This window comes from Clostridium sp. (assembly GCF_022482905.1).
GTDB lineage: Bacteria > Bacillota > Clostridia > Clostridiales > Clostridiaceae > Clostridium_B.
Genome location: NZ_JAKVOI010000001.1, coordinates 2,082,111 through 2,107,352, shown reverse-complemented (window position 1 = coordinate 2,107,352; position 25,242 = coordinate 2,082,111). Strand labels below are relative to the sequence as shown.

Here is a 25,242-nt window from a genome sequence, read left to right as displayed (position 1 = left end):
ACATGAATCTCAGTTTAAGATTGAAAAGTATATGTGATATGGTGGACAGATGCGATTGTATGGCTGATATAGGTACCGATCATGCATATATTCCAGTATATCTTGTGAAAAACAACATATGCAGCAGGGCAATAGCGTCAGACATAAACAAGGGCCCGATAAACAAGGCCAATATAAACATAAGGGTGGAAGGACTGCAGGATAAAATAGAGTGCAGGCTTGGAAGCGGTCTTAATACCATAACATCGGGAGAGGCCCAGGTGATTGTAATTGCAGGAATGGGCGGGAATCTCATAAGAGACATAATAAATGAGAATATTTCTGTATTTAAAAGTGCTAAAAATTTTATACTCCAGCCTGTTCAAAATCCCGAGGTACTTAGAAAGTACATATATAATGCAGGATTTAAAATAATTGATGAAGATTTGTGTATTGACGAAAATATATTTTATGAGATAATAAAAATAGAGTATGGTAACAATATAAGAAAATCAGACTGTATATTTTATGAAGTCGGTGAAAAATTATTGGAAAAGAAACATCCACTTCTCGCAAAATTTATAAACCGAAAGATACAAAAGTATGAAAATATACTTGGTTATATAGGGGAAGAAAGCAAGTCTGCCAAAAAGAAAAAGTCAGATTTGGAGAGAAAGATAATTAGATTACAGGAGTTGATTAAATGCCTCTGAAAGTAAAGGATATACACGACATAATGGAACAATATGCACCTTCAAGATTGAAGGAAGACTATGATAATGTCGGCTTGATGATAGGAAACATGAAAAATGAAGTTAAGTCTGTTCTGGTTTCACTGGACTGCACTCTGGAGGTAATTGAAGAGGCAAAAAATAACGGCTGCAATCTTATTTTTACCCATCATCCACTCCTGTTTTCAAAACCTAAATCAATAACCACAGATACGCTTACCGGACTTAAGATAATTAAACTTATAAAAAATGATATAAATGTATATTCAAGTCATACTAATCTGGATTCTACTTTTGGGGGCTTGAATGATATAATAATGCAGATGCTGAATTTTAAAAACTCCAGTATTATTGAACACTGCTGCATTGACAGGGATTATTTTACATCACATTCAGGAATAGGAAGGTTTTCAGAGCTTGAAAGTTCTATTACCCTAGCAGAACTCTGTGTTCAAGTAAAGGAAAAATTACAAATCAAGCATTTGAGATATGTTGGAGATGACAATAAAATCATAAAAAAGGTTGCTGTTATAAATGGAAGTGGAAAGGACTATTTTTACAAGGCAAAAATGTTGGGGGCAGATTGTATTATAACAGGAGATACAACCTATCATTATGTAAGTGATTTTAATGAAGAAGGTATAGCTGTCATAGATGCAGGACATTTTGGAACTGAGTGGCCAGCTATTTCCAGGGTAGCAGATTATTTGAAGAATAGAATAGAAGCTATGGGATTTCAAAATAATGTTATTTTGTCTAAGACAAATGCAGATCCGTACAAATATAAGTGATAAGTAGAAGTGAATTATATGTTCATTTCTACTTTTTTTGTCCCCATTTATCTTGAAACAAGCAAATTGAAAATAAGGAGGAATTTATTATATGCTAGATCTATTAATTCAAATTCAGGAGAACATACAAATAGTAAAAAATTCAGAAAAGAAGCCCAAGAATGATGAGAACTTGAATCATATGAAAAAAATCAAAAAAGAGTTTGAAGAAGAGAAGAAGAATTATATGATTATAAAGGAAAAACTCAATAATATAGAGAAGAACATTAAAGTTATAGATATCAAAATTGAAAGTATAAAGAGGGAAATCTCGGAAGATGAAAATAAGCTCTACAGCAATTTAAAGTATGATTTGAAGTTGATGAACAGGCTGGGAAAATCTATTGAAGTAAAAAAAGAGGAATTGAAGAATACGGAGGATAGGAATCTGGAGTTGTTGTATGAGGAAGATGAATTCGCCAAAAAGAAAATTACAAGTAAGGATAAGCTTATTGTGCTTAAGGATAATTTTTATAAATGCAAGGAAATTCACAATAAAGAAATATTGAAGACTAGAGAAAAAGTAAAGGAGGCTGAACAAAATATACGCAAGCTGGAAAAAAAGATTCCCAAAGAAATACTGGATAAATTCTATGAAATATTGAAAGTAAGGGGAACAGGAGCAGCACAGCTTGAGGGAGGAATATGCCAGGGATGCAGAATGAAAGTATCGGCCATAACACTGGATGACATAAGCAAAAATAGAAGTATAGTATATTGTGACAACTGCGGAAGGATAATTTATTGTAACTGCAATGATAAAAAACTTCTTGAAAAAACAAAAATAGTATGATATTATCTTACTTGCGAGTAAGTCAGACAATCGCTGCTGTATTTTATACAGGAGAGGAAAGTCCGAGCTCCACAGGGCAGGATGCTGGGTAACTCCCAGTCAAGGTAACTTGAAGGATAGTGCAACAGAGATATACTTCCGAATTTTTTCGGTAAAGGTGGAAAGGTGAGGTAAGAGCTTACCAGCGCAATGGTGACTTTGCGGCTATGTAAACCCCATCTGGAGCAAGATCGAATAGGAAAGCATTAAAAAAGTGGCCCGCTTTGCTTTCGGGTAGTATCGCTGGAATCTATTGGCAACAATAGGTCTAGATAGATGATTGTCTAATACAGAACTCGGCTTATAGATTTACTCAGATACTGAAAACACTGGGCTCACGGCTCGGTGCTTTTTATTTTGCCACCGATTTGCTGCCTGTTTCTGCTGCAATAGTATTTTTCCCTTGACTTTTGGCTTTGTAAAGAAACTTATCTGCTCTTTGCAGCATTGACTGTGTATTTTCATTTTTCTGAAGTGATACCAGTCCAAAACTGCAGGTGATATTATCTATTCTGTCATATTTATTTTTCAGGATACAGACCCTTATTCTTTCCGTTATTCTCAAAGTATCATTTATGGCAGTATCGGGGAAAAGTATTACAAATTCATCACCGCCCCATCTGGCAAAGATATCAGTACTTCGAAGCTCATCTTTTATTATTGATGTTGTAGTTTTCAGGACACTGTCACCGACAAGATGCCCGTAATTATCATTGATTTTTTTAAAGTCGTCAATGTCGAAGATAATCAGTGAAAGGGGCTTCCCATACATATTACAATACTCAGTCCACCAGTTGAGTTCCTGATCGAATTTTCCTCTATTATATATTCCTGTAAGTGGATCGGTTGCTGACAATCTTAAAAGTCTTTTGCTATTTGCAAATTGTTTTCTCCTATAAAAATTGCTCATATATGCTTTCATATTTCCAAATATAATGAATATTATACAGTATTTAACAGCTTTTAAAAGTACATCCGTTTCTATGTATTCTATACAATTAGTGTAGATAATCAAAAAAAATAGATTGAAAAAGACAGAAATAATTTGTGTATTGATGAGTTTATTTGGCATAATATATATTCCCCAAGTAATAGCCATTATGCTGAAGAATGGTATTAAACCGTTGGGTCCATATTCAAATACCAAAACTATAAAAGAAATAAAAAATACAATTTCGTATGCTGTTGTTATACGGATAATACTAAAATAGCTGTTGATTTTCTTTACCCTAAAATATATAATTATCGACAAAATAAAAAATACTACTCTGATGAACGATATAGTCATGAATAAAGACAGGCTTTTAATGACAAAATAGTCTGAAATTATAAACGACATATATATAGCTCCAAATATAAGAGCCATATTCCCTGTAAGCCTTGAAGAATAATTGATATCGTAATGTAAAAATTCCATTTCTAAATCCTTGTCTACAAATCCACCAAAAAAGGACATAGCATACTTATCATTATCTTTCATTGATAAGAAACCTCCAAGTTCAAATTTATTACCTTTTTCGTTATGTATAAATTTTACTACTCCCGGTTGATTTTATCAACAGAATTGTCGGTGGAAGACCGGAGAAACATACAATAAATAGGATTTTACAGGCCTGATATTTTTTATTTTACTGTATTTTTGATATAATGGACTAAAGTTAAAGGAGGAAATTGTCATGGAATATGAAGGGATTGTATATAGGCCACCAAGTGAAGCTAGGAGCCTTATAATTCAGGTTACAATAGGATGTGCACATAATAAATGCAGTTTCTGCAGTATGTACAGGAATAAGAGATTCAGAATAAGAAGTACAGAAGAAATATATAAGGATCTGAATGAAGCCAGAAGGATCTATGGTTATGTAGATCGAATATTTCTTGCAGACGGAGATGCGCTGGTACTTCCAATGAAAAAATTAAAGGAAATATTGTTCAAGATAAATACACTTTTCCCGGAGTGCAGGAGGATTTCAGCCTATGCAACTCCAGGAGATATTTTAAGAAAGTCACTGGATGAACTCAGGGAATTGAAAAATCTTGGGGTAGGAATTTTGTATATGGGAATTGAAAGTGGCAGTGATAAAATATTGAATGAAATAAAGAAAGGGGCTGCAGCTTCTGAAATAATAGAAGCAGGGAGAAAGGTAAAAAGCAGCGGAATCAAGCTTTCTACTACATTTATTTCTGGAATAGGTGGAAAGGACAAGTGGAGGGAGAATGCCAGAGAGTCTGCGAAAGTCATAAATTCCATTTGCCCTGATTATGTAGGACTGCTTACTCTTATGGTTGAAAAGGGAACTCAGATGTATGCAGATATAGAATGCGGACGGTTTAGACTTCTAGGCCCTGAAGAGGTTATGCTTGAAACCAGGGAGCTTGTTAAAAATATTGATGTTGACAACTGTATTTTCAGAAGTAACCATGCCTCGAATTATGTATCCCTGGGAGGAACATTATCAATGGACAAAGAGAAGTTAATAAATATAATTGACGGGGTTTTAAAGGGACAACATGGATACAAGCCTGAAAAATTCAGAATGTTGTAATTATGATTTCATTTTCTGTTCAACCAGTTCAAGGGCCTTGATATCATCGATGTATCCAATTGGAAAAACATAGTCGGGTATAATATCTGCAGAAAGTATGAAATAAAGCAGACAGCTGCCGAGTATGGCTTGTTTTTCCCTGGAAATATCTTTTTTCACAAACTCGCTGTACATGTTTTGCAGCTTTTCTACAAAAAATCCACTCCCGTTTATACCCTCAAGTTTTTTTTGAAAATCCTTATATATTATATTTTTACCTTCCGGAGTCAATGCATACTGTTCGTATTTTTCCAGCTCTGCTTTTATTTTGTCTATGTCACATTTATAGTTTAATGAATTCATCACATTTAATATTTCTGATGAGTCTGTATTACTTTCTCCTATGTTGTAGCCAGCAGATTTCAAAAGCACTTCCATGGGCACATTCAGGTGTCTTGAAAGTTTTTCAATATGATTTATGTTTGCTCTCTGTTTCCCGTTTATAATTCTGGAAATAGTTGCGGTATCTATACCTGTTAATTTGCTCAATTTTCTCATTGAGATTGATCTATCCTTTAAAATCGATTTTAACATTCCACCCAATTGGGATTTCTGGTAGTTTGAATCCATATTTATCACCTCATAAAAGTATTGTTAGTACATTATATGCAGTATATTGTTCAATATTTAAGTGTTTATATAATTTCAACATTAAGTTGACAGATGAGAAACAATTTTGAGATTTTCGTATATTATGTATTAGGATTAAATATTGAGCCTGAGAGGTGACAAAAAGATGAGTGAGTTACAGGAAGATTTTAATATTGTCAGTGACACTAAATGTAATAAAAACAAATTACTTATTCTCTTTAGTATTATAGGACCGGGATTTTTGGCAGCTATGGGAGACAATGATGCAGGTGGGCTTATTTCATATTGTATAACTGGAGCCAAATTTGGAACAAGTTTTTTTATACCACTTTCCATTTGCCTGGCTTTTATTACTTATACAATTCAGGAGATGTCCATGAGGCTTAGTGTTGTAACACAGAAAGGATTTACAGCTCTTATAGGAAAATATTATGGCAAGTTCTGGATGAAATATAATGTCACAGCCATTTTCATAGAAAATATATTGATGCTTACCACAGAATTTATAGGAATGTCTGCCGGATTGATTGTACTTGGAATACCTATGTGGATTGGTGTTGTGGTAAGTCTTGCACTGGTATTGTCTGTAATAACTTTTTCAGGGTATTGGACAAAAGAGAGGTTGTCTCTGTTCATTGGTTTTTTTAACATAGTATTTGTCATAATAGCTTTCATGACACATCCTGATACAGGAAAAATAATTGATACGTTTGTCAGCTGGAACTATACAAAGGGAAATGGGAATATATTATGGTATATTGCCGCCATAGTTGGAAATTCAGTGGCTCCATGGATGATCTTTTTTCAGGGAAGTGCCTGTATAGACAAGGGAATTGTGAAGAACAATATAAAATTTGGACGTATAGATACAGCGGCAGGTTGTGTGATACAGGCAGCGGTTGCTATATGTGTTATTATTTCCGGGGCAGCACTGTTTGGCAAAGTAGGTAATCTGGACAGTATGGGACCTGCTGCAGTTATAACTGCATTCAGCAGCAACATTGGAAGTATATCCGGAATTTTATTTGGAATTGGACTTTTTAATGCAGGACTTCTGGCTTCAATTACAATATCCCTTTCTACAACCTGGTGTGTATCGGAAGCCTTTAATTGGGATCACAGCTTGAATTCAAAAATATCTGAAGCACCAAGGTTTTATGCAGTTTATATTGGAAGCGTGATCCTGGCGGCAATCATATCCTTGATACCGAATCTTCCCTTGAACTATATGGCTGTTTTAACGCAAGTTATAGGTGGCTTCCTCATGGTACCGATACTTGTTTTCCTGTTGATGCTGACCAACAAGAAGGAACTTATGGGGAAGTATGTAAACGGAGTATTTGTAAATATAAGGGCAAATGTAGTTGTAATGATACTTGTAACTGTAATTGTACTTTTGACACTTAATTTCATTACGGGTTGTTTTTAAATGTAAATATTGCTACAATAGGTCTATATTTAGTAGAGGAAGTGACTTCATATGAATCCAGTAGCTTTTTCAATAGGTGGATTTCAAATAAGGTGGTACGGTGTAATAATAGCTGTTGGTATTGTGGCTGCCTTTATATTGGCAAATATAAATTGCAGAAAGGGAAATTATGATTTTGATACTATTGTAGATATATTTTTAATTGCATTTCCATTTGCCATAATAGGTGCAAGGGTATACTATGTCATATTTCAGTTTCAGGACTACAGGGGAAATTTAGCGGATATTTTCAATATAAGACTGGGAGGACTTGCAATACATGGAGGACTTATATTCGGCCTCACTGCCGCCTATATATATACACGATATAAGAACAAGGATTTTGCAAAAATAGCCGATCTTCTCGCTCCTTCCATAGTACTTGCACAGGCTATTGGAAGATGGGGAAATTTTTTTAATGGAGAAGCACACGGGGGCCAGGTAAGTTACGAATTCATCAGCAGATTCCCTGGATTTATACAGAGGGGAATGCATATAGATGGAGTTTATTATCATCCCACCTTCCTGTATGAATCCATATGGAATTTGCTGATATGTATTGTTCTTGTATATATATTCAGAAGAAAGCATGAGAAAGGTACTGTGATAGCAGCTTACATAGGACTTTACTCTCTCGGAAGATTTTTTATTGAAGGGCTCAGAACTGACAGCCTCATGATTGGCCCCATTAGAATGGCACAGCTTGTAAGTATTTTAGGTATAATATTCAGTATTGTATTTCTTATAGTAATCAGATCAAAAAAACAGAAACCACTGCATTGATAAATTAATGCAGTGGTGATATTTATTATTCGGATTCTACTAATGTAAGATTTAAAGTTTTTATCTTGCCGTCACGTGATACTACAATGGAAACAGTGTCACCGGATTTGTGTTTTGCTTTTATCTCATTTATTTCATTTACCGATGTAACTTTTTTTCCGTCAAATTTCTGTATTATGTCATCTACCTGCAAACCGGCCTTTTCGGCAGGACTTGATCTTTCAACTTCTGCTATATAAACACCCTGATCGGAATCTATACATGCAATCCCAATCTTTAATGATGGCTTCAAAAGTCCGCTCAATTTAGACTTTACGGTATTTATTGGAATAGAAAATCCTATTCCCTCCACGTCACCACCTATTTTGGCGGAGTTCACACCTACTACCTGTCCAAGTGAATTTACGAGGGCTCCACCGCTGTTTCCGGGATTTATAGCCGCATCTGTCTGTAAAAAACTCTGAGAAGTATCACCAACACTTATCTCTCTGTTTGTAGCGCTTATGATTCCGCTTGTTACAGATCCCAGAAGTTCCTTGCCAAGAGGATTTCCAATGGCAACTACCGGGTCACCTACCTGCAGCTTTGAAGAATCGCCAAGTTCAGCAACAGCTGGCATTGCAACTTTGGTGGTTACTTTTATAACGGCAAGATCCTGATTTGCATTATAGTTTACTACTTTGGCAGGTACTTCCTTTTTGTTGTTAAGTATTACACTTACAGTTTGGGCTCCCTGTACTACATGATAATTGGTAAGTATATATCCATCTGAATTTATAATAATACCGGAACCCATGCCGTCCTCCTCCTGCATGCCTCCATTGCCTGAAAATCCAAAATAGCTGCCCTGGGAAATTGTCTTTACAGATACACCGACTACTGCAGGACTTACCCTTTTGGCTATTTCAGCTACACTTAGGCCACTACTTTTATTTGAGCTGGAGTTTGTAGATACATTGGAAACCTGGGATTGTGGAATCTTAACTGAATTTGCAACACTTTCATACAGTGGGGTGTTTTTGAAAAAATCTGTATTTGGTAGTATATACAAAAATGCCGCTGCGGATATGCTTCCGCCAATCAAACTTGCTACTACTGCCACTGCAATATAAGATAATAATCTTCCTCCCTTAAATTTGAATCTATGTTTAAAGGAGTTCTCCTTTTCTTTTTTAAAATTCTCCATAATATAGTTAACCTCCTTGTCAAATTTATATCTATATAATACTTTTGATTTGTTACAGCCCTATGTCAAAAATGTTAATTAGGTATTACAATTCTGTGCTTTCGAAACATATTGACAATAATTTATTATTGTTATAGGATAAATTGTATGTTTATTTAGGAGGCTAATTAATATTATGTGTAATGACGAAGACAATCATCAGTATATACCCGAAATTTTAATAACTCACTGGATAAGAATGATTTATAGGAATATGACTAATTTATATAATTGTAAGTTAAATGAACTGTCATTAACAATTTCGCAGGTATGTGTATTATCAAGACTGTGGATTAAAGACGGACTTACACAAAAGGAAATAGCTCTGGAACTTCAGATAAGACCGGCATCACTTACAGCGCTTGTAAATACACTTGTTTCAAAAGGATGGGCAATAAGAAAGGGAGATAGGGAAGATGCAAGGATAAACCGGATATATCTAACTGACAGTGGAAGGGATTTCAGATCTAAATGTGCACATATAAATGATGAAATGGAGGAGCTTTTAAGCAGAGGGTTTTCAAAAGAAGAAAAACAGCTTCTTCTGGTATGGCTGAAGAGGATATATGAAAACATGGAATAGTCCGCTTATTATATTTAGGAGGCTAAATACTTTAAAAATTTATGAATATGGGTTATTGTGTTGTGAATAGGAGGTAAATAGATTGGAACGTTCAGATAAATTAAGAGATAAGAAAATAAGCAAACTGCTTATGGAATTTTCAATACCCGCTATAATAGGTATGCTTGTAAATTCCATGTACATCGTAATAGACAGGATATTTATAGGAAGAGTAGTAGGTGCCATGGCAATATCAGGAGTTAGCTTAACCTTTCCTATAGTAATACTTATAATGGCCTTTGCAATGCTTGTGGGCATTGGTGCAGCTGCAAGAATTTCCATAAAGTTGGGGGAGGACAGGAGAGATGAAGCTGAGCTCATATTGGGCAATGCCCTGGTGCTGCTTGTGATAGTATCTGTAATTGTCACTGCTTTTGGGTTGATATTTGTAGATCCAATGCTGAAATCCTTTGGCGCAAGTGAAAGCACTATAGATTATGCAAGAGAATTTATCGTTATACTGCTTGCAGGATCAATATTTCAGACTATAGGGTTCGGACTAAATAATATAATACGTTCCGAAGGAGATCCCAAAAAGGCCATGAGTACAATGCTCATAGGTGCGATATGCAATATAATACTTGATTTCATATTTATATATGTGCTCGGGTTTGGTATAAGAGGAGCAGCTGTTGCAACTGTAATTTCACAGCTGGTCAACATGGTATGGGTTCTGTATTATTTCTTGAGGGGAAACAGCATACTCAAGATAAAAAGAGAAAATATGGTATTGAAAAAAGATGTAATAATGAGTATATTTACTATAGGTATGGCGCCTTTTGCCATGCAGCTGGCAGCAAGTGTTGTAAATATAATATTCAACAGAAGCCTTGGCATATATGGAGGAGATCTGGCCATAGGAGCCATGGGTATAATAAACGGCATAGTTACTATTGTACTCATGCCCATATTCGGAATCAACCAGGGATCTCAGCCTATAATTGGCTTCAACTACGGGGCAAAACAGTATATGCGTGTAAAAGAGACACTGAAACTCGCAGTCATAGCGGCAAGCTTTATAGCAATAACCGGAACTCTGTCAGCACATATTTTTCCCCATGCACTTGTAAGTCTTTTTAACAAAGCAGATGTTAATTTGACCAATATATCTGTAAATGGAATAAAAATATTCATGCTTATGTTTCCACTTGTTGGATTTCAAATAGTAAGCTCCAATTTTTTTCAGGCAATAGGAAAGGCCAAAATATCAATGCTTCTGGCACTTTCAAGACAGGTAATAGTGCTTATACCTATGCTGCTTATACTGCCTAGAATATTTGGGCTCAACGGTGTCTGGATGGCAGCGCCTGTATCCGATACAATATCTTCAATGCTTACAGCAGTATTTTTGACACTTGAACTTAAAAAACTTAATTTTCAACAAAATAAAACATCCGGAGATATCGGGATGCAATTGTAATAGGGTGATCATATATGTTTTTAAAAAAGAGTGTATTTTTTGCAGTATATACCTTGATAAATATATATATAGGCTTTAGCTTTTCAAATGTGATCCAGTATTTTTTCCCACAATTCAATTTGTATGTTTACTGGGTTGTATTCATTTTTATTGTATTTTCCTTCTTTATAGGGAGATATAATAAAAATTTGCTGCCGGCTCCTCTTAATAAAATTGTGTATGTAATTGGAGCCTACTGGCTTGGAGCACTTGTATATGAAGTTATTTACCTGGCTGTAATGGGAATTTTAAAGATGTTCCTGTACTTTATTCCACATTATGGAAGAATATTCAACAGCTATGTTGTATATATTGATCTCTGCATGGCTGTAATAATAGTTCTCATATTGATTTATGGGACTTATAATGCAAGACATCTGAAAATAGCAAATTATACTATTGATGTTGATAAAAATTCAGGTAAAATCAGGAAATTGAATATCATAATGGTGTCGGATGTTCATATGGGAAGGCTGATGGTAAAAGGGAGACTTGTTAGGATGGTGGCTGAAATCAACAAGTTGAAACCGGATATCCTAATACTCGGCGGGGACATAATAGATGATGACATTGATATGGATGAAGCTTATGATATTTTACAACCTCTTCAAGATGTGGACAGCAAGTATGGAACATATGCTGTCTATGGAAATCATGAGTATATAGGTTCAAACACAAAAAAGCTTGGGGGAATTTATAAAAGCCTTGGTGTAAATCTGCTCGTTGATGATATAATTCTTGTAAATGATGAATTCTATATAGCTGGAAGAGATGACAAGTACAGTGAAATATTCAATCAGAAAAGAAGAAGAAAAGTGGAAGAATTTCTTGAGAATATTGATATGGAAAAACCAATAATACTTGTAGATCATCAGCCTATAGATATTGACAGTGCAATAAAAAACAATGTGGATATTCAGTTTTCCGGACATACTCACAGGGGACAGATATATCCCAATAATTTAATTACAAGGCGGGTGTTCAAATTGGACAATGGGTACTTGAAAGAAGGCAGATTCAACTGCATAGTATCTTCGGGATTTGGAACATGGGGACCGCCAATAAGGCTCGGAAGCAAATCACAGATTGTTCAGGCCGTAATTAAATTTAAATAAGATGATTTATGGAGAAGAAGAGCTATGGATAAACAGGGAGAAGTATTGGGACACGACTACGAAAAATCGTTGGGAATAGGACTGCGAAAGAAGAATGGTACTTTTTATACTCCATATTATATTGTAGATTTTCTGCTTGAAAATACAATGAAGGATGTTGATGTACTAAAAAATCCATTTGTAAAAGTACTCGATCCTTCCTGCGGATGCGGATTTTTTCTCGTAAGTGCCTATAAAGTGCTCTTTGTGAAGTTTAAGGAGAACCTTGGACAATTGAGAAAGAAGTTCGGAAGTAAATTATATAAAATTGATAAAAACGGGAAAGAAATCATTCTATCTGGCTGTAGATACTGGAATGAAGGCAATTTAAGCCGCCATTTGCTCCAAAATTGTATATTTGGTTCCGATATAGATTCAAATGCCGTTGAGATTACGAAGCACAATTTGTGTTCTCTCTGCAGGGATAAAATTGACTTGAGCTCGAATATAGTATGCTGTAACAGCCTTATAAAATGGGATGAAGACTATGACAGCTGCATTGAAGGCACTGATATCAAAGTTATGGTTGATTTCTGGAGTAAAAAATATGACTATGTTGTTGGTAACCCACCGTGGGTGTCACTTAGCAGAAAATTCAAAAATTCAGTAGATGATAATATGCTTCAATATTATATTGACAGATACGATGGTAACAGATATCTTCCTAATCTATATGAATATTTTATAAAAAGATCCCTGGAATTGTTAAATGAAAATGGGAAAATAGGAATTGTAGTTCCTGATAGATTTGCAAGCAATGTGCAGTATGGAAAATTCAGAAGATATATACTGGAAAGATATAATATCGCCCGTCTTGTATTTGGAATAAAGTTTCCTGGTATAAGCACGGATATTATGATCTTTATAGCCGAAAATAAGTATGATATGAACAATAAAATCATAGTGGATGTCAAGGATGAGGCAAAATATGAAATAAATCAGATCGACTATAAAAAAAATCCCAATATTGAGTTCTTCCATGATCTGGACAGCGGGTACGGTGAAATAAGGAAGGGTGTTGAATTTGACAGCTGCAGGCTCGGCAGCATATGTACCACATTTACCGGCTTTATAGGCAGTAAGAGTATGATTACACAAGTCAGGCACAACAAGACACAGATAGAGATATTAAGAGGCAGGAACGTAGGCAGATACAGTATATCGGGTAATTACTATTATGATTTTGTGGATGAAAATATAAAAGGCGGTACTAAAAATATTGAAAAACTGGCATACAAAAATAAAATAGTATTGAGAAAGACAGGCAAAAGTATAGAAGCTGCTTTAGACGGCAGGGGATATGTCATAGAACAGTCATTATATGGTATTATATTGAAGGATACAAAGTATTCAATTGAGTATATTCTAGGTATACTCAATTCCAAGTTAATTCAATGGTATTATAGAAGTTTTCTTGTTACCAATTACAGATCAATGCCGCAGATAAAAAAATACAATTTGGACAGAATCCCCATAAAAATATGCAGCGGCAATAAAAAATACAGAATTGAGAATATGGTTTCAGACATACTTAATTGCAGTAACGGTGTTAAAAGAAATTTAATACAGGAGGAACTGGATTCCAGCATATTTGAACTGTATGGAGTGAAGCAAAATGACAGAAGTATAATATTGAAATTGTTTGGGAAATAGATTGACTTGTATATGCTAGGATGATATCATGAAATTTATGATATCATCTATATAATTTGGAGGTAGAAAACATGGAACAACCTAAGGATTCAAATGAACAACAGAAATCTTTTTTGGAATCATTTTTTAAGCTTTCAGAAAACAATACTACAGTTAGGACGGAGATCCTGGCAGGAATCACTACTTTTATCACTATGGCATACATAATCTTTGTAAATCCAAGCATACTTATGCAGGCTGGAATGAATACAAAGGGTCTTATGGGGGATGCAGCTGTCAAGGCCGGGCTTTCCGCAATCAATGATCCTATAGTGGCATCGGTATTTGCTGCAACCTGTATAGCAGCAGCTGTTGGAACTTTTGTAATGGCACTTTATGCAAATCTTCCTTTTGCCCAGGCACCGGGAATGGGCCTGAATGCATTTTTCACCTACAGTGTTTGCCTTGGAATGGGATACAGATGGCAGCAGGCACTTGCGGCAGTTCTTGTATCGGGAATAATATTTATAATAATTACAGTAACCTCTATAAGAGAGAAAATTGTGGATGCACTTCCGCACAACCTTAAACTGGCCATATCCGGAGGTATCGGCCTCTTTATAGCACTTATAGGTCTTAAAAATGCAGGTATAGTAATATCAGATCCGGCTACGCTGGTGGCATTCGGAAAATTGACTACTCCTCATGTACTTGTTGCAATCATAGGTATTTTGATTACTGCAATACTCATGTCAAGAAGGGTAAAAGGATCAATACTCATTGGAATAATTTTGACTACAATAGTCGGTATACCTTTTGGGGTGACACATCTTTCAGACATACATATTATAAGCAGGCCGCCTTCACTTGCGCCTACATTTATGTCCTTTGATTTTGGAGGCCTTTTAGATATAGGGAAAGCAGGGGCAGTTGGTGCTATTACGAGTTTGATCATGGTAATTATAACATTCACACTTGTTGATTTGTTTGATACTATAGGTACCCTGGTGGGTACAGCTGAAAGAGCAGGAATGGTTGACAAAAATGGAAGAGTCAAGAATATGCACAAGGCTCTTTTGTCAGATGCACTTGCAACTACAATAGGTTCAATTCTTGGTACAAGTACTGTCAATACATATGTTGAATCCACATCGGGTGTAACAGCAGGCGGCAGAACAGGACTTACTTCTGTTACAGTAGGAATATTGTTCATACTTTCACTGTTTTTCAGCGGGTTGGTAGGAATTGTTCCAACTGAAGCTACTGCACCTGCCCTTATAATTGTTGGAGTACTTATGATGAGTGCGGTTACAAAAATAAATTTCGATGATTTTACAGAGGCACTTCCTGCCTTCTTTGCAATAGCATTTATGCCTTTTAGCTACAGTATAGCAAATGGTATAGCAGCAGCTATAATATTTTATCCAATAGTAAAAGTGGCTACAGGAAAATACAAGGAAGTTCATCCAATAGTATATGTACTGGCAGCGCTCTTTATATTTAGATTTGCAATGCTTTCGTAGTTATAGTTAGTACGACCGATTGAAGCTTTTGACTTTAATCGGTCATTTTTGTCTTTAAATGTGTTATTATATTGACAATAGTTTAAGGCAGGTGATTTTATATGAAGAAGTCTCTAAAGGTTATATTGTCCATTATTACTGTAGTATTTGTAGCTGTGCTTATAACTGGATTTGAAGTCATATTTTTTGGGGAAAACTCCAAACCGGAAAAATCGGACTGTATAATTGTTCTGGGATGCAAAGTTTATGGCAGTACGCCAAGCCCGTTTCTGGCGGCAAGAACCGACGAGGGCTTGAGATTGTACAATAGAGGTTATGGAAGTTATATTATCGTCTCTGGCGGCAGGGGTAATGGAGAGAACATATCTGAGGCAATGGCCATGAGAAACTATTTGATTTCCAGAGGAGTTGATCCTAAACGAATAATAATGGAGGACAAGTCCATGTCCACCATGGATAATTTGACAAATTCCAGTCGTATAATGAAGAAAGAAGGCTTTAAAACGGCGATTATAGTATCCAATAAGTTTCATTTGAAGAGAGCTTCCTTAATGGCAAGAAAACAAGATATCAATGCAAGCTATTCAGGAGTTTTTGTCTCGGATTACAAAGCCCATGAAATTAAAGGTTATATAAGGGAAATCCCGGCTCTCTGGCAATATTACCTGATACGGGCAAGTATACTGAGCATTTTTGAAACTGCCATATCTGCCATTATACTGTGACCTAATGGAGAAGGATGAATTCCGTCTATAAACAACTTCTCAGGTTCTGTATATTTAAGTTCTTCAGAAAACAATTCGAAAAAATCAATGTACTCAATTCTGTTTTGGCTGCAGTAATCTATCAGCCAGTTCCTGTACTGCTGCTGTATATTGTTTACTTCAGTATAATTCAGATCATTGGCCCAGTGAATACTTGCCAGTGATCCAATAACGGGAGGTTCTATGCCTGCAATGGGTACTATGCTGTATTTGACAGCTTCTCTTACCAGTTCGGAAAAATTGTCTTCTATATTTTTTAGGGGATGAAGACACATTATATCATTGCAGCCGCCCATTATGAAAACAAAATTCGGCTTCAGGCCTACTACATCACTGAAGGATCTTGAGAGCATACCTGCAGTAGTATCTCCATTGACGCCTTTATTTATTATTTCTATTTTAAGGGCATCCTTGAGTTTGTATATCCAGGAATTTTCCGTAAAAACTCCATATCCTGTTGTCAGACTGTCACCTATGCATACTAGTTTCATTATGCAAGTTCACTTCCTTTAAATATTCGTATCATGTCGAACATTATTCAATATATTTGGATTATTATATTGAATAATGTAATTTCCTATGTTAATATAATTATATCATAAACATTAAGTATCCATATAATCCTAATAATGTGGTTTAGGAGTTTCTACAGGAAGCCGTAAATTTCCCGTCTATGGATAAATTCATTTAAAGTTTGCCGCAAAACCAAGCTTTGAATTTGTTTATCGATTTTGGGGCTTCTTATAGATTCGTATATGGATTTATTTGAGCCTTTTTATACTTTTAAAATAAATTTTATTTACAAAATTCAAGGAGGACGAATATGAAGGTAGCAATTATATTTGGCAGCAGTTCAGATACAGAAAAAATGAAAGGGGCTGCCAGGGCTCTAAAGGAATTTGGTATTCAATATAAAGCTTATGTACTGTCTGCACACAGGGTTCCAGAGAAACTTATAGAAACAATTGGAAAACTTGAGGATGAAGGTTTTGAATGTATTATTTCAGGTGCCGGACTTGCAGCACATCTTCCAGGTGTTATTGCAGCCAATACGACCATGCCGGTTATAGGGGTCCCGCTTAATGCAGCTGTATCAGGACTTGATTCCCTTTTTTCCATAGTCCAGATGCCAAAATCAATACCTGTGGCTACAGTTGGAATAAATAACAGTTACAATGCAGGAATGCTTGCAGTGGAAATTCTGGCACTCAAATATCCTGAAATCAAAAGCAAGTTGCTTGAATACAGAAAAAACATGAAGGAAAAATTCATCAAAGAAAATGGAGAAGGAGTGGAATTATAAATTATGGAAAAGAAAAATATGATATATGAGGGAAAAGCAAAGAAGGTATATGAAACGGATGATAAGGACAGGGTTATAATTTATTATAAAGATGATGCCACAGCTTTTAACGGAGAAAAGAAGGGGCAGATATCAGACAAGGGCGTGCTTAACAATACTATTACATCAATGCTGTTTGAACTCCTTGAAAAACATGGAATTGACACTCATTTTGAAAAAAAGCTGAGTGACAGGGAGCAGCTTTGCAAAAGAGTTAGTATAATTCCCCTTGAAGTAATAGTGAGAAATGTAGCAGCAGGAAGTATGGCGAAGAGGCTGGGTGTGGAAGAAGGTACTGCACTCAAGACTACTGTGTTTGAACTCAGCTACAAGGATGATGAACTGGGAGATCCACTTATCAATGACTATCATGCAATTGCCCTTGGATTTGCGACGGAAGATGAATTAAATACGATATACAAGATGACAGCCAGGATAAACGAAGTGCTGAAGGAATTTTTCATCAAACAGGGAATAAGGCTGATAGATTTCAAGCTTGAATTTGGAAAGTTCAATGGGAAGATAGTTCTTGCGGATGAGATATCACCAGACACATGCAGATTCTGGGATGCAAAGACCAATGAAAAACTGGATAAGGACAGATTCAGAAGAGACATGGGCAATGTAAAAGAGGCTTATGAGGAAATACTCAGTAGAATAAGTGGAAAATAATTAATGGAAAGGAAAGAATCTAATGCACATTTCAGATGATAAGTTTAAAGAAGAGTGTGGGGTATTCGGCATATTCTGTACGGAAGATGATATAAATGTAGCTTCCATAACCTATTATGGATTATATGCACTGCAGCATAGAGGACAGGAGAGTGCGGGTATAGCCGTATCCGATGGATATAAACTGGACTGCTATAAGGGAATGGGACTTGTTGCCGACGTATTTGACGAGAAAATATTGGGCAAACTGAAAGGTAGAAGTGCTATCGGACATGTAAGATATTCTACTGCTGGATCAAGCAATATTGAAAATGCCCAGCCCCTTGTTAAAAAGTATAAGTCAGGAAGCATAGCCATGGCCCATAATGGAAATTTGGTTAATGCGAAGCTCATGAAGGAAGAACTTTCAGGGTGCGGCTGCTGTTTTGAAAGTGAAGCTGATACGGAAGTTATATTGAGTCTCATTGTAGACAGCAAGGAACAGGATATCAAAGATGCCATTTCCAGATCATTGAAAAATGTGAAGGGCTCCTATGCCCTTGCTATTCTGACTGAAGATAAACTGATCGGTATAAGAGATCCAAACGGTATAAGACCTCTTTGTATCGGGAAAATAGACAACAGTTATATACTGTGTTCTGAAAGCTGTGCATTGGATGCTGTAGGAGCGGAATTCATAAGGGATGTACTTCCTGGTGAAATTGTAATTATAGACAATCAGGGTATAACCTCTGACAGATTTACAGACAGGATAGAATGCAAGACCTGTGCTTTTGAATATGTGTATTTTGCAAGGCCGGACAGCACCATAGATGGTATAAATGTATATTCTTCGAGAGTAAGAGCAGGGAAGATACTCTATATGGAAAGTCCTGTGGAAGCGGATGTGGTAATAGGAGTTCCGGATTCCGGAATACCTGCTGCAGTTGGATTTGCGGAGGCATCAGGGATACCATATGGAATAGGTTTTATAAAGAACAAATATATAGCAAGGACTTTTATAGCTCCTTCCAAAGAGCTGAGGGAAAGGGCTGTTTCAGTTAAACTGAATCCTCTTAAGATGAATGTGGAAGGTAAAAGAGTGGTTATTGTGGATGATTCCATTGTAAGGGGAACTACGAGTAAAAGACTTGTTGAAATACTTAGAAGATCAGGTGCCAAGGAGGTTCATTTCAGGGTGTCTTCACCTGTAGTAAAGTGTCCGTGTTATTTCGGGATTGACACTCCTTACAGAAATGAACTTATTGGGGCCAATTTTTCCATAGAGGAAATAAATGAAAAGATAGGATCGGACAGTCTGGCCTATATAAGTATCTCCGGGATGATAGAATCATTCGAAAAGAACAAGAAAAAGGATTATTGTCTTGGATGTTTCAATGGAGAATATCCAATGCCTACTCCGGATAAAGAATATAAAACTTTGGTATAATTAATATAGAATCAAAAATATTTTGAGGGGTGGTAAGTTAATGATAACCTATAAGGATTCCGGCGTAAATATTGAAGAGGGGTACAAATCTGTACAATTGATAAAAAAGTATTCAGCTTCTACTTTTATTCCGGGAGTTTTAAATGGACTCGGAAGTTTTGCGGGAATGTTCGAGCTTGGAAAGTATGAAAATCCGGTTCTGGTTTCTGGAACGGACGGAGTTGGAACAAAATTGAAAATAGCATTTCACAAGAAAAAGTATGATACCGTTGGAATAGACTGTGTAGCCATGTGTGTAAACGACATATTATGTCATGGTGCGAAGCCGATATTTTTTCTTGACTATATAGCCTGTGGAAAGCTTGATTCAAAAATTTCTGCTGACCTTGTAAAAGGTGTTTCCGATGGATGTATTCAGGCAGGATGTGCATTGATCGGCGGAGAAACTGCCGAAATGCCAGGATTCTATTCTGAAGGTGAGTACGATATAGCAGGCTTTTCCGTGGGAGTTGTAGAAAAGGAAGATATAATAGATGGAAGTTCAGTAAAAGATGGGGATGTACTTATAGGAATAGCTTCAAGCGGAGTTCACAGCAACGGCTATTCGCTGGTAAGAAAGCTTATACCGGATCTGGATGCCAGCTTTTTAGACAGGACATTTGCAGATGAGCTTCTTGTTCCAACAAAGATATATGTAAAACCAGTACTTGAGCTTGTAAAAAACTTTCACATCAAGGCAATGGCTCATATAACAGGAGGGGGCTTTTTTGAAAATATACCGAGGATGTTCAAAGATAATTTTACAGCAGTTGTAGATAGAAAGAGTTTTGAAGTCCCGGAAATATTTAAATATATGATCAGTCTCGGAGTGACTGAAGAGGAAATGTACAATACATATAATATGGGGATTGGTTTTGTATTATGTGCAGCTTCTCAGGATACCGACAGGATAATCAGTAAACTTTCAGAGCTGGGAGAAAAAGCTTTTATAATTGGAAATGTAGAAATAGGAGATAAAAAGGTATGTTTAAAATAGCTGTTTTGGTATCTGGCGGTGGGACGGATCTTCAGTCCATAATTGATGCAGTGAACAGCGGCTATATTTCAAATTGCTCTATAGAAGCTGTGATAAGTGACAGAGATGGAATTTATGCCATCTCGAGAGCCAGGGAAAATGACATAGACACATATGTTTTTGACAGAAAGGTATACAATGGCAATATTTCATCACATATATTGGATGTATTGGATGGAAGGGTTGATCTCATAGTATGTGCGGGGTGGCTTTCCATACTCGAAGGTGAATTGATTTCGAAGTTTGAAAATAAAATTATAAATATTCATCCGTCACTCATACCCTCTTTTTGCGGACAGGGTATGTATGGAATCAAGGTTCATGAAAGGGCCATTGAATATGGAGTAAAGGTTTCTGGATGTACGGTGCATTTTGTAGATTCCGGTACTGACAGCGGCCCTATAATAAAACAGGTTGTAGTTCCGGTATATTTTGACGATACGGCAGAAACTCTGCAGGGAAGAATACTGGAACAGGAGCACAAGGTGCTTCCTGAGGTTATAAAGCTTATCTCCCTTGGAAAGGTGAAAATTTCCGGGAGAAGAGTGAAAATTTTGGAGGACATATAATATGATAAAACGTGCATTGATAAGTGTATATGATAAAAGCGGACTTTTGGAACTGGCACAGTTTTTAGCAAGTAAAGATGTGGAAATAATATCTACAGGCGGTACCTACAAATACATGAAGGACAATAATATTCCCGCTGTAGAGATATCCAAAATTACAGGCTTTGATGAAATACTCGATGGAAGGGTAAAAACACTTCATCCGGTAATCCATGCAGGAATACTTGCAAGACGTGACAGCCAGAAACACATGGATACTTTGAAGGAAAAGAATATAACTCCAATAGACATGGTTGTAGTAAATTTATATCCTTTTTTCAACAAGGTTGACAGTGATATAACTTTTGATGAAAAGGTTGAGTTTATAGATATAGGCGGACCTACCATGATAAGGGCGGCAGCAAAGAATTTCAAGGATGTAGTCGTGCTTACGGACGTAGAGGATTATTCCAGGGTTATAAAAGACCTGGAGGAAAATGGTGAAGTAGATTTCAATACGAGAAAAAAACTGGCAGGAAAGGTCTTTAATCTGATGTCGGCTTATGATGCTTCCATTTCAAATTTTCTCCTGGATGAGGAGTATCCGGAGTATCTTTCTCTTTCATATAAAAAATCTTCAGGTTTAAGATACGGTGAAAATCCACATCAGAGTGCAGCCTATTATGTTCAAACTTCAGGCAGGGCTCCCATGAAAAATTTCCAGCAGCTAAATGGCAAGGAACTGTCATACAACAATATAAAGGACATGGATATTGCATGGAAGGCAGTAAACGAATTTGAACAGATATGCTGTGTAGCTGTAAAACACAACACTCCATGCGGTGCGGCCATAGGGAAGTCCCTGCATGAGGCGTATATAAAAACCTACAGCTGTGATTCCACTTCCATATTTGGGGGGATTGTAGCCGTAAACAGAAAGATGGATGCAAAGACGGCGGAGGAGATAAGCAAGATATTTCTTGAAATAGTCATTGCTCCGGATTTTGAAGATGAAGCGCTTGAAATATTTAGAAAGAAGAAAAACCTGAGAGTAATAAAATGTAATGTGAAACCTACTGCCGGATTTGAAATTGCGAAGGTTGACGGAGGGATTCTGCTCCAGTCTTCGGATAATGAACTTACTGAGAAGATGGATGTAGTTACGGAGAAGAAACCGACTAAAGATGAAATAGACAATCTTATTTTTGCCATGAAGATATGCAAATATGTGAAATCAAATGCCATTGTAGTAGCAAAAGACTTTATGGCAAAGGGAATTGGCGGGGGAGAGGTCAATAGAATATGGCCTGCCTGTCAGGCGCTGGATAGGGCCGGTGACGGTGTTGTTCTTGCCTCGGATGCATTCTTCCCATTCGGAGATGTAGTTGAGGAAGCTGCAAAATATGGAATAAAAGCTATAATGCAGCCTGGCGGTTCCATAAGAGATGCGGAATCCGTAGAAGGATGCAATAAGCATGGTATATCCATGGTATTTACCGGTATAAGACATTTTAAACATTAGAAATACGGGAGGAAGGTTCTGTGAAAATACTTGTAGTTGGATCAGGAGGAAGAGAACATGCCATAGCCTGGAAACTGTCACAAAATAAAGAAGTGGATACCATATTTTGTGCTCCTGGAAATGGTGGTACGGATTTAGAAAATAAATGTTTGAATTTGAATATTAAAGATGACGACATAGAGAGGCTCTGTGATTTTGCGGAGAAAGAAAACATAGATTTGACTGTTGTAGGGCCGGAGGTTCCTCTTGTTGATGGAATAGTAAATAAATTCAGAAGCAGGGGGCTTGCAATATTCGGACCTGATGCAGAAGCTGCGAAACTTGAGGGCAGCAAGACCTATGCCAAGAATTTTATGAGAAAATACGGGGTAAGGACTGCGGAATATGAAAGCTTTGAAGATGCCGGCAGTGCAGTTGACTATATAAAAAGATGCCGATATCCTGTAGTTGTGAAAGCCGATGGTCTGGCTGCGGGAAAAGGTGTTGCCATATGTGGGAATTATGAGGAAGCCTATGAGAGTATAAAGGATTTTATGGTCAATGACATATTCAAGGGCTCCGGAAAAAAGATAATTGTAGAGGAATTCCTTGAGGGTGTAGAAGCATCCATACTTTCAATAACCGATGGGAAATGCATAATTCCATTTATATCTGCCAAGGATCACAAGCAGATATATGATGGTGGAAAGGGACCTAATACCGGTGGAATGGGTGCAATTGCTCCGAACCCATACTGCAGTGAAGAGGTACTTGAGGACTTCAGAAAAAGTATAATGGAACCAACTTTAAAAGGTATAAAAAGCGAGCACATGGACTATAAAGGTATAATATTTTTTGGAGTTATGATAACAAAAAAAGGTATATATCTTTTGGAGTATAATGTTAGAATGGGTGATCCTGAAACACAGGCTGTATTACCGCTTATGGAAAGTGATCTAGTAGAACTTATAAGTTCGGCACTTGATGAAAAATTGTCAAATTTCCACCTTGAATGGAAGAAGGGGGCATCCTGCTGCGTGGTTGCGGCTTCTGAGGGCTATCCATTGAAATATGAAACAGGATTCAAGATAGATGGAATAGAAAGAGCAGGCGATGTTTTTGCTTCAGGCATAAAATTTGAAGACGGAGTATTCAAAACAAGCGGTGGAAGAGTATTATGCACTTATGGGGTAGGTAATGATCTCGACTCTGCTGTCAAAATTGCTTATGACAAACTGGATAAAATAAAGTTTCAGGGAAAATATTTTAGAACTGATATTGGAGAATAGCAGACCAGTTGGTCTGCTTGTTTTTACGATAAAATACTTTCCCGTGCCATGTCCAACAGAGCAAAAAGTTACAATTGTCTTAAATATTATTATATTTAGTAGAAATAATTTATAGATAATAGTAAAATATGACTTGTAGTGTTTTGCAGAAGATTATACCTATTTTATGGAGGCAAGATTATATGGGGAGCCAAAAAAGGGCCAGGAAAAAAAAGAAAAAGACTTTCAGGATGTTTCTGCTTTTTATAATATATGAACTTATAGTTGTTGTAGTAACATCACCGCTGCTGGTATTTTACGGACCATTTACAGGAGTGAGGGATATGGTTGTAAACACGGCAATGCTAACCTTTACCCATCAATACATAGCAACTGCATTTTTGTCAAAAGAAAAAATAGATGAAATAATGGCCAAAAATAGAAGCGGTGAAATATCCGGGGATGAAACTGAGGATCAAAGCGGTGTCAGCATAGAACACCGAAATGACAAGGGAATAGAGAGATATGACATACCAAGCAGGGCTGGAAGCAGATTTGACGGGTACATACTTGAAGTAAAAGATCCCACAAGAATGAGAATAGGATATACCAAAAGACTTGGACAGGTAGGTGAGAAAACCAGTGAAATAGCCCAGGACCATAATGCAGTTGCAGCAATAAATGGCGGTGGATTTACAGACAGGGCCTCAAACGGCAAACAATGGGTAGGTACGGGAGGAATACCCGAGGGAATTGTAATCTCCGAGGGCAAGAGTATAAACCCTGTTAATTCTTCCGAGAAGATGGCAAGTGTTGCGGCATTTACTCCGGATGGAAAGTTGATAGTGGGAAGGCACAGCTTGAATGATCTACTGTCCCAGGGTGTGACGGAAGCCCTCTCTTTTCAGGATGCACTTATTATAAACGGTAAAACTGTTTCTGTGGATTCAGTGGGACGAAATCCTCGAACTGCCATAGGTCAAAAGGCTGATGGTACCATCGTAATGGTTGTAATTGATGGAAGAAGAGGTATAAAGCTTGGTGCCACACTAAAGGAAGTTCAAACCATACTCCTTCAGAGGGGAGTAGTAAATGCAACGAGTCTTGACGGAGGATCATCTGCTACCATGTATTTTGACGGCGAGGTGATAAACAATCCTTGTGACTGGAATGGTGAGAGAACTGTAGCTACCGCAATATATGTAAAACCTTAGAGGAGTGTAGTCTCG

Annotated in this window: 24 protein-coding genes, 1 other RNA gene and 1 riboswitch; of the genes, 21 read left to right on the top strand and 4 right to left on the bottom strand. The window is 36.7% G+C overall.

The features are described 5' to 3' along the window. Positions 1–2 precede the first annotated feature (2 nt). The 4 genes from LKE46_RS10415 (at position 3) to rnpB (ending at position 2,692) form a co-directional block, all read left to right on the top strand. On the top strand, positions 3–692 hold the full coding sequence (locus tag LKE46_RS10415) for a tRNA (adenine(22)-N(1))-methyltransferase (RefSeq protein WP_291721574.1): 690 nt from the start codon (positions 3–5) through the stop codon (positions 690–692). Continuing rightward, entirely contained in the window at positions 683–1,501 is an 819-nt protein-coding gene (locus LKE46_RS10410; RefSeq protein ID WP_291721569.1) for a Nif3-like dinuclear metal center hexameric protein, read from the top strand. The genes LKE46_RS10415 and LKE46_RS10410 overlap by 10 nt, the downstream gene beginning before the upstream one ends. Before the next feature lie 91 nt (positions 1,502–1,592). Then, positions 1,593–2,333, top strand: coding sequence for a zinc ribbon domain-containing protein (locus tag LKE46_RS10405; RefSeq protein ID WP_291721566.1), 741 nt, complete (start codon positions 1,593–1,595; stop codon positions 2,331–2,333). A 14-nt stretch (positions 2,334–2,347) separates the two neighbouring features. Next, an RNA gene (gene rnpB, locus LKE46_RS10400) (RNase P RNA component class A) lies at positions 2,348–2,692 on the top strand. 32 nt (positions 2,693–2,724) lie between these two features. Here rnpB and LKE46_RS10395 read toward each other — a convergent pair. Then, complete coding sequence (locus LKE46_RS10395) at positions 2,725–3,852, bottom strand: GGDEF domain-containing protein (RefSeq protein WP_291721563.1); 1,128 nt, start codon at positions 3,850–3,852, stop codon at positions 2,725–2,727. A 196-nt stretch (positions 3,853–4,048) separates the two neighbouring features. On the opposite strand from LKE46_RS10395, the gene LKE46_RS10390 reads away from it, so the two are divergent. After that, positions 4,049–4,918, top strand: coding sequence for a radical SAM protein (locus tag LKE46_RS10390; protein WP_291721560.1), 870 nt, complete (start codon positions 4,049–4,051; stop codon positions 4,916–4,918). Here LKE46_RS10390 and LKE46_RS10385 read toward each other — a convergent pair whose 3' ends face one another. Beyond that, positions 4,919–5,527, bottom strand: coding sequence for a helix-turn-helix domain-containing protein (locus LKE46_RS10385; protein WP_291721558.1), 609 nt, complete (start codon positions 5,525–5,527; stop codon positions 4,919–4,921). It abuts the gene before it with no gap. 166 nt (positions 5,528–5,693) lie between these two features. On the opposite strand from LKE46_RS10385, the gene LKE46_RS10380 reads away from it, so the two are divergent. Both LKE46_RS10380 and lgt read left to right on the top strand, forming a co-directional pair. Next, positions 5,694–6,977: an NRAMP family divalent metal transporter gene (locus LKE46_RS10380; RefSeq protein ID WP_291721555.1), complete on the top strand. Its 1,284-nt coding sequence runs from the start codon at positions 5,694–5,696 to the stop codon at positions 6,975–6,977. 51 nt (positions 6,978–7,028) lie between these two features. Next, positions 7,029–7,799: a prolipoprotein diacylglyceryl transferase gene (gene lgt / locus LKE46_RS10375; protein WP_291721550.1), complete on the top strand. Its 771-nt coding sequence runs from the start codon at positions 7,029–7,031 to the stop codon at positions 7,797–7,799. Positions 7,800–7,824: 25 nt separating this feature from the next. On the opposite strand, the gene LKE46_RS10370 is transcribed toward lgt, so the two are convergent. After that, entirely contained in the window at positions 7,825–8,985 is a 1,161-nt protein-coding gene (locus LKE46_RS10370) for a S1C family serine protease (RefSeq protein ID WP_291721547.1), read from the bottom strand. Positions 8,986–9,160: 175 nt separating this feature from the next. On the opposite strand from LKE46_RS10370, the gene LKE46_RS10365 reads away from it, so the two are divergent. The 6 genes from LKE46_RS10365 to LKE46_RS10340 all read left to right on the top strand — a co-directional run bounded on the left by LKE46_RS10365 (position 9,161) and on the right by LKE46_RS10340 (position 16,139). Next, positions 9,161–9,607: a MarR family winged helix-turn-helix transcriptional regulator gene (locus tag LKE46_RS10365; RefSeq protein ID WP_291721544.1), complete on the top strand. Its 447-nt coding sequence runs from the start codon at positions 9,161–9,163 to the stop codon at positions 9,605–9,607. A gap of 82 nt (positions 9,608–9,689) precedes the next feature. Continuing rightward, positions 9,690–11,066 carry an MATE family efflux transporter gene (locus LKE46_RS10360; protein ID WP_291721541.1) on the top strand — a complete coding sequence of 459 codons (1,377 nt, stop codon included), beginning with the start codon at positions 9,690–9,692 and terminating at the stop codon, positions 11,064–11,066. 14 nt (positions 11,067–11,080) lie between these two features. Beyond that, complete coding sequence (locus LKE46_RS10355; RefSeq protein ID WP_291721538.1) at positions 11,081–12,220, top strand: metallophosphoesterase; 1,140 nt, start codon at positions 11,081–11,083, stop codon at positions 12,218–12,220. A 24-nt stretch (positions 12,221–12,244) separates the two neighbouring features. Then, the gene (locus LKE46_RS10350; protein WP_291721535.1) at positions 12,245–13,912 is read left to right on the top strand and encodes a TaqI-like C-terminal specificity domain-containing protein; all 1,668 of its coding nucleotides are present in this window, start codon (positions 12,245–12,247) and stop codon (positions 13,910–13,912) included. 71 nt (positions 13,913–13,983) lie between these two features. Next, the gene (locus LKE46_RS10345) at positions 13,984–15,414 is read left to right on the top strand and encodes an NCS2 family permease (RefSeq protein ID WP_291721532.1); all 1,431 of its coding nucleotides are present in this window, start codon (positions 13,984–13,986) and stop codon (positions 15,412–15,414) included. A gap of 101 nt (positions 15,415–15,515) precedes the next feature. Then, positions 15,516–16,139, top strand: a complete 624-nt coding sequence (locus LKE46_RS10340) for a YdcF family protein (protein WP_291721529.1) — start codon at positions 15,516–15,518, stop codon at positions 16,137–16,139. Here the strand turns inward: LKE46_RS10340 and LKE46_RS10335 are convergent. Beyond that, positions 16,076–16,669 carry a GDSL-type esterase/lipase family protein gene (locus LKE46_RS10335; protein WP_291721526.1) on the bottom strand — a complete coding sequence of 198 codons (594 nt, stop codon included), beginning with the start codon at positions 16,667–16,669 and terminating at the stop codon, positions 16,076–16,078. The two genes, LKE46_RS10340 and LKE46_RS10335, sit on opposite strands and share 64 nt — an antisense overlap. Before the next feature lie 102 nt (positions 16,670–16,771). Next, positions 16,772–16,872: riboswitch (purine riboswitch) on the top strand. Positions 16,873–17,001: 129 nt separating this feature from the next. Between LKE46_RS10335 and purE the strand changes: the two genes are divergently transcribed. The 8 genes from purE to LKE46_RS10295 all read left to right on the top strand — a co-directional run bounded on the left by purE (position 17,002) and on the right by LKE46_RS10295 (position 25,227). Further along, positions 17,002–17,481 carry a 5-(carboxyamino)imidazole ribonucleotide mutase gene (gene purE / locus LKE46_RS10330; protein ID WP_291721523.1) on the top strand — a complete coding sequence of 160 codons (480 nt, stop codon included), beginning with the start codon at positions 17,002–17,004 and terminating at the stop codon, positions 17,479–17,481. Between the two features lie 3 nt (positions 17,482–17,484). Next, the gene (purC, locus tag LKE46_RS10325; protein ID WP_291721520.1) at positions 17,485–18,192 is read left to right on the top strand and encodes a phosphoribosylaminoimidazolesuccinocarboxamide synthase; all 708 of its coding nucleotides are present in this window, start codon (positions 17,485–17,487) and stop codon (positions 18,190–18,192) included. Between the two features lie 22 nt (positions 18,193–18,214). Then, positions 18,215–19,621, top strand: coding sequence for an amidophosphoribosyltransferase (purF, locus tag LKE46_RS10320; protein ID WP_291721518.1), 1,407 nt, complete (start codon positions 18,215–18,217; stop codon positions 19,619–19,621). Between the two features lie 40 nt (positions 19,622–19,661). Then, positions 19,662–20,657, top strand: coding sequence for a phosphoribosylformylglycinamidine cyclo-ligase (purM, locus tag LKE46_RS10315; protein WP_291721515.1), 996 nt, complete (start codon positions 19,662–19,664; stop codon positions 20,655–20,657). After that, positions 20,645–21,265, top strand: coding sequence for a phosphoribosylglycinamide formyltransferase (purN, locus tag LKE46_RS10310; RefSeq protein ID WP_291721513.1), 621 nt, complete (start codon positions 20,645–20,647; stop codon positions 21,263–21,265). Before purM ends, purN begins: the two co-directional genes overlap by 13 nt. A gap of 1 nt (position 21,266) precedes the next feature. Then, complete coding sequence (gene purH / locus LKE46_RS10305) at positions 21,267–22,766, top strand: bifunctional phosphoribosylaminoimidazolecarboxamide formyltransferase/IMP cyclohydrolase (RefSeq protein ID WP_291721510.1); 1,500 nt, start codon at positions 21,267–21,269, stop codon at positions 22,764–22,766. 20 nt (positions 22,767–22,786) lie between these two features. Further along, complete coding sequence (gene purD, locus LKE46_RS10300; protein WP_291721507.1) at positions 22,787–24,034, top strand: phosphoribosylamine--glycine ligase; 1,248 nt, start codon at positions 22,787–22,789, stop codon at positions 24,032–24,034. Between the two features lie 182 nt (positions 24,035–24,216). Then, positions 24,217–25,227, top strand: coding sequence for a phosphodiester glycosidase family protein (locus tag LKE46_RS10295; RefSeq protein ID WP_291721504.1), 1,011 nt, complete (start codon positions 24,217–24,219; stop codon positions 25,225–25,227). Positions 25,228–25,242 lie beyond the last annotated feature (15 nt).

What these genes read in the sequence shown, in the direction of transcription:
- LKE46_RS10415 (WP_291721574.1), top strand. Translation starts at nt 3, where the DNA reads ATGAATCTCAGTTTAAGATTGAAAAGTATATGTGATATGGTGGACAGA.
- LKE46_RS10410 (WP_291721569.1), top strand. Translation starts at nt 683, where the DNA reads ATGCCTCTGAAAGTAAAGGATATACACGACATAATGGAACAATATGCA.
- LKE46_RS10405 (WP_291721566.1), top strand. Translation starts at nt 1,593, where the DNA reads ATGCTAGATCTATTAATTCAAATTCAGGAGAACATACAAATAGTAAAA.
- LKE46_RS10395 (WP_291721563.1), bottom strand. Translation starts at nt 3,852, where the DNA reads ATGAAAGATAATGATAAGTATGCTATGTCCTTTTTTGGTGGATTTGTA.
- LKE46_RS10390 (WP_291721560.1), top strand. Translation starts at nt 4,049, where the DNA reads ATGGAATATGAAGGGATTGTATATAGGCCACCAAGTGAAGCTAGGAGC.
- LKE46_RS10385 (WP_291721558.1), bottom strand. Translation starts at nt 5,527, where the DNA reads ATGGATTCAAACTACCAGAAATCCCAATTGGGTGGAATGTTAAAATCG.
- LKE46_RS10380 (WP_291721555.1), top strand. Translation starts at nt 5,694, where the DNA reads ATGAGTGAGTTACAGGAAGATTTTAATATTGTCAGTGACACTAAATGT.
- lgt (WP_291721550.1), top strand. Translation starts at nt 7,029, where the DNA reads ATGAATCCAGTAGCTTTTTCAATAGGTGGATTTCAAATAAGGTGGTAC.
- LKE46_RS10370 (WP_291721547.1), bottom strand. Translation starts at nt 8,985, where the DNA reads ATGGAGAATTTTAAAAAAGAAAAGGAGAACTCCTTTAAACATAGATTC.
- LKE46_RS10365 (WP_291721544.1), top strand. Translation starts at nt 9,161, where the DNA reads ATGTGTAATGACGAAGACAATCATCAGTATATACCCGAAATTTTAATA.
- LKE46_RS10355 (WP_291721538.1), top strand. Translation starts at nt 11,081, where the DNA reads ATGTTTTTAAAAAAGAGTGTATTTTTTGCAGTATATACCTTGATAAAT.
- LKE46_RS10350 (WP_291721535.1), top strand. Translation starts at nt 12,245, where the DNA reads ATGGATAAACAGGGAGAAGTATTGGGACACGACTACGAAAAATCGTTG.
- LKE46_RS10345 (WP_291721532.1), top strand. Translation starts at nt 13,984, where the DNA reads ATGGAACAACCTAAGGATTCAAATGAACAACAGAAATCTTTTTTGGAA.
- LKE46_RS10340 (WP_291721529.1), top strand. Translation starts at nt 15,516, where the DNA reads ATGAAGAAGTCTCTAAAGGTTATATTGTCCATTATTACTGTAGTATTT.
- LKE46_RS10335 (WP_291721526.1), bottom strand. Translation starts at nt 16,669, where the DNA reads ATGAAACTAGTATGCATAGGTGACAGTCTGACAACAGGATATGGAGTT.
- purE (WP_291721523.1), top strand. Translation starts at nt 17,002, where the DNA reads ATGAAGGTAGCAATTATATTTGGCAGCAGTTCAGATACAGAAAAAATG.
- purC (WP_291721520.1), top strand. Translation starts at nt 17,485, where the DNA reads ATGGAAAAGAAAAATATGATATATGAGGGAAAAGCAAAGAAGGTATAT.
- purF (WP_291721518.1), top strand. Translation starts at nt 18,215, where the DNA reads ATGCACATTTCAGATGATAAGTTTAAAGAAGAGTGTGGGGTATTCGGC.
- purM (WP_291721515.1), top strand. Translation starts at nt 19,662, where the DNA reads ATGATAACCTATAAGGATTCCGGCGTAAATATTGAAGAGGGGTACAAA.
- purN (WP_291721513.1), top strand. Translation starts at nt 20,645, where the DNA reads ATGTTTAAAATAGCTGTTTTGGTATCTGGCGGTGGGACGGATCTTCAG.
- purH (WP_291721510.1), top strand. Translation starts at nt 21,267, where the DNA reads ATGATAAAACGTGCATTGATAAGTGTATATGATAAAAGCGGACTTTTG.
- LKE46_RS10295 (WP_291721504.1), top strand. Translation starts at nt 24,217, where the DNA reads ATGGGGAGCCAAAAAAGGGCCAGGAAAAAAAAGAAAAAGACTTTCAGG.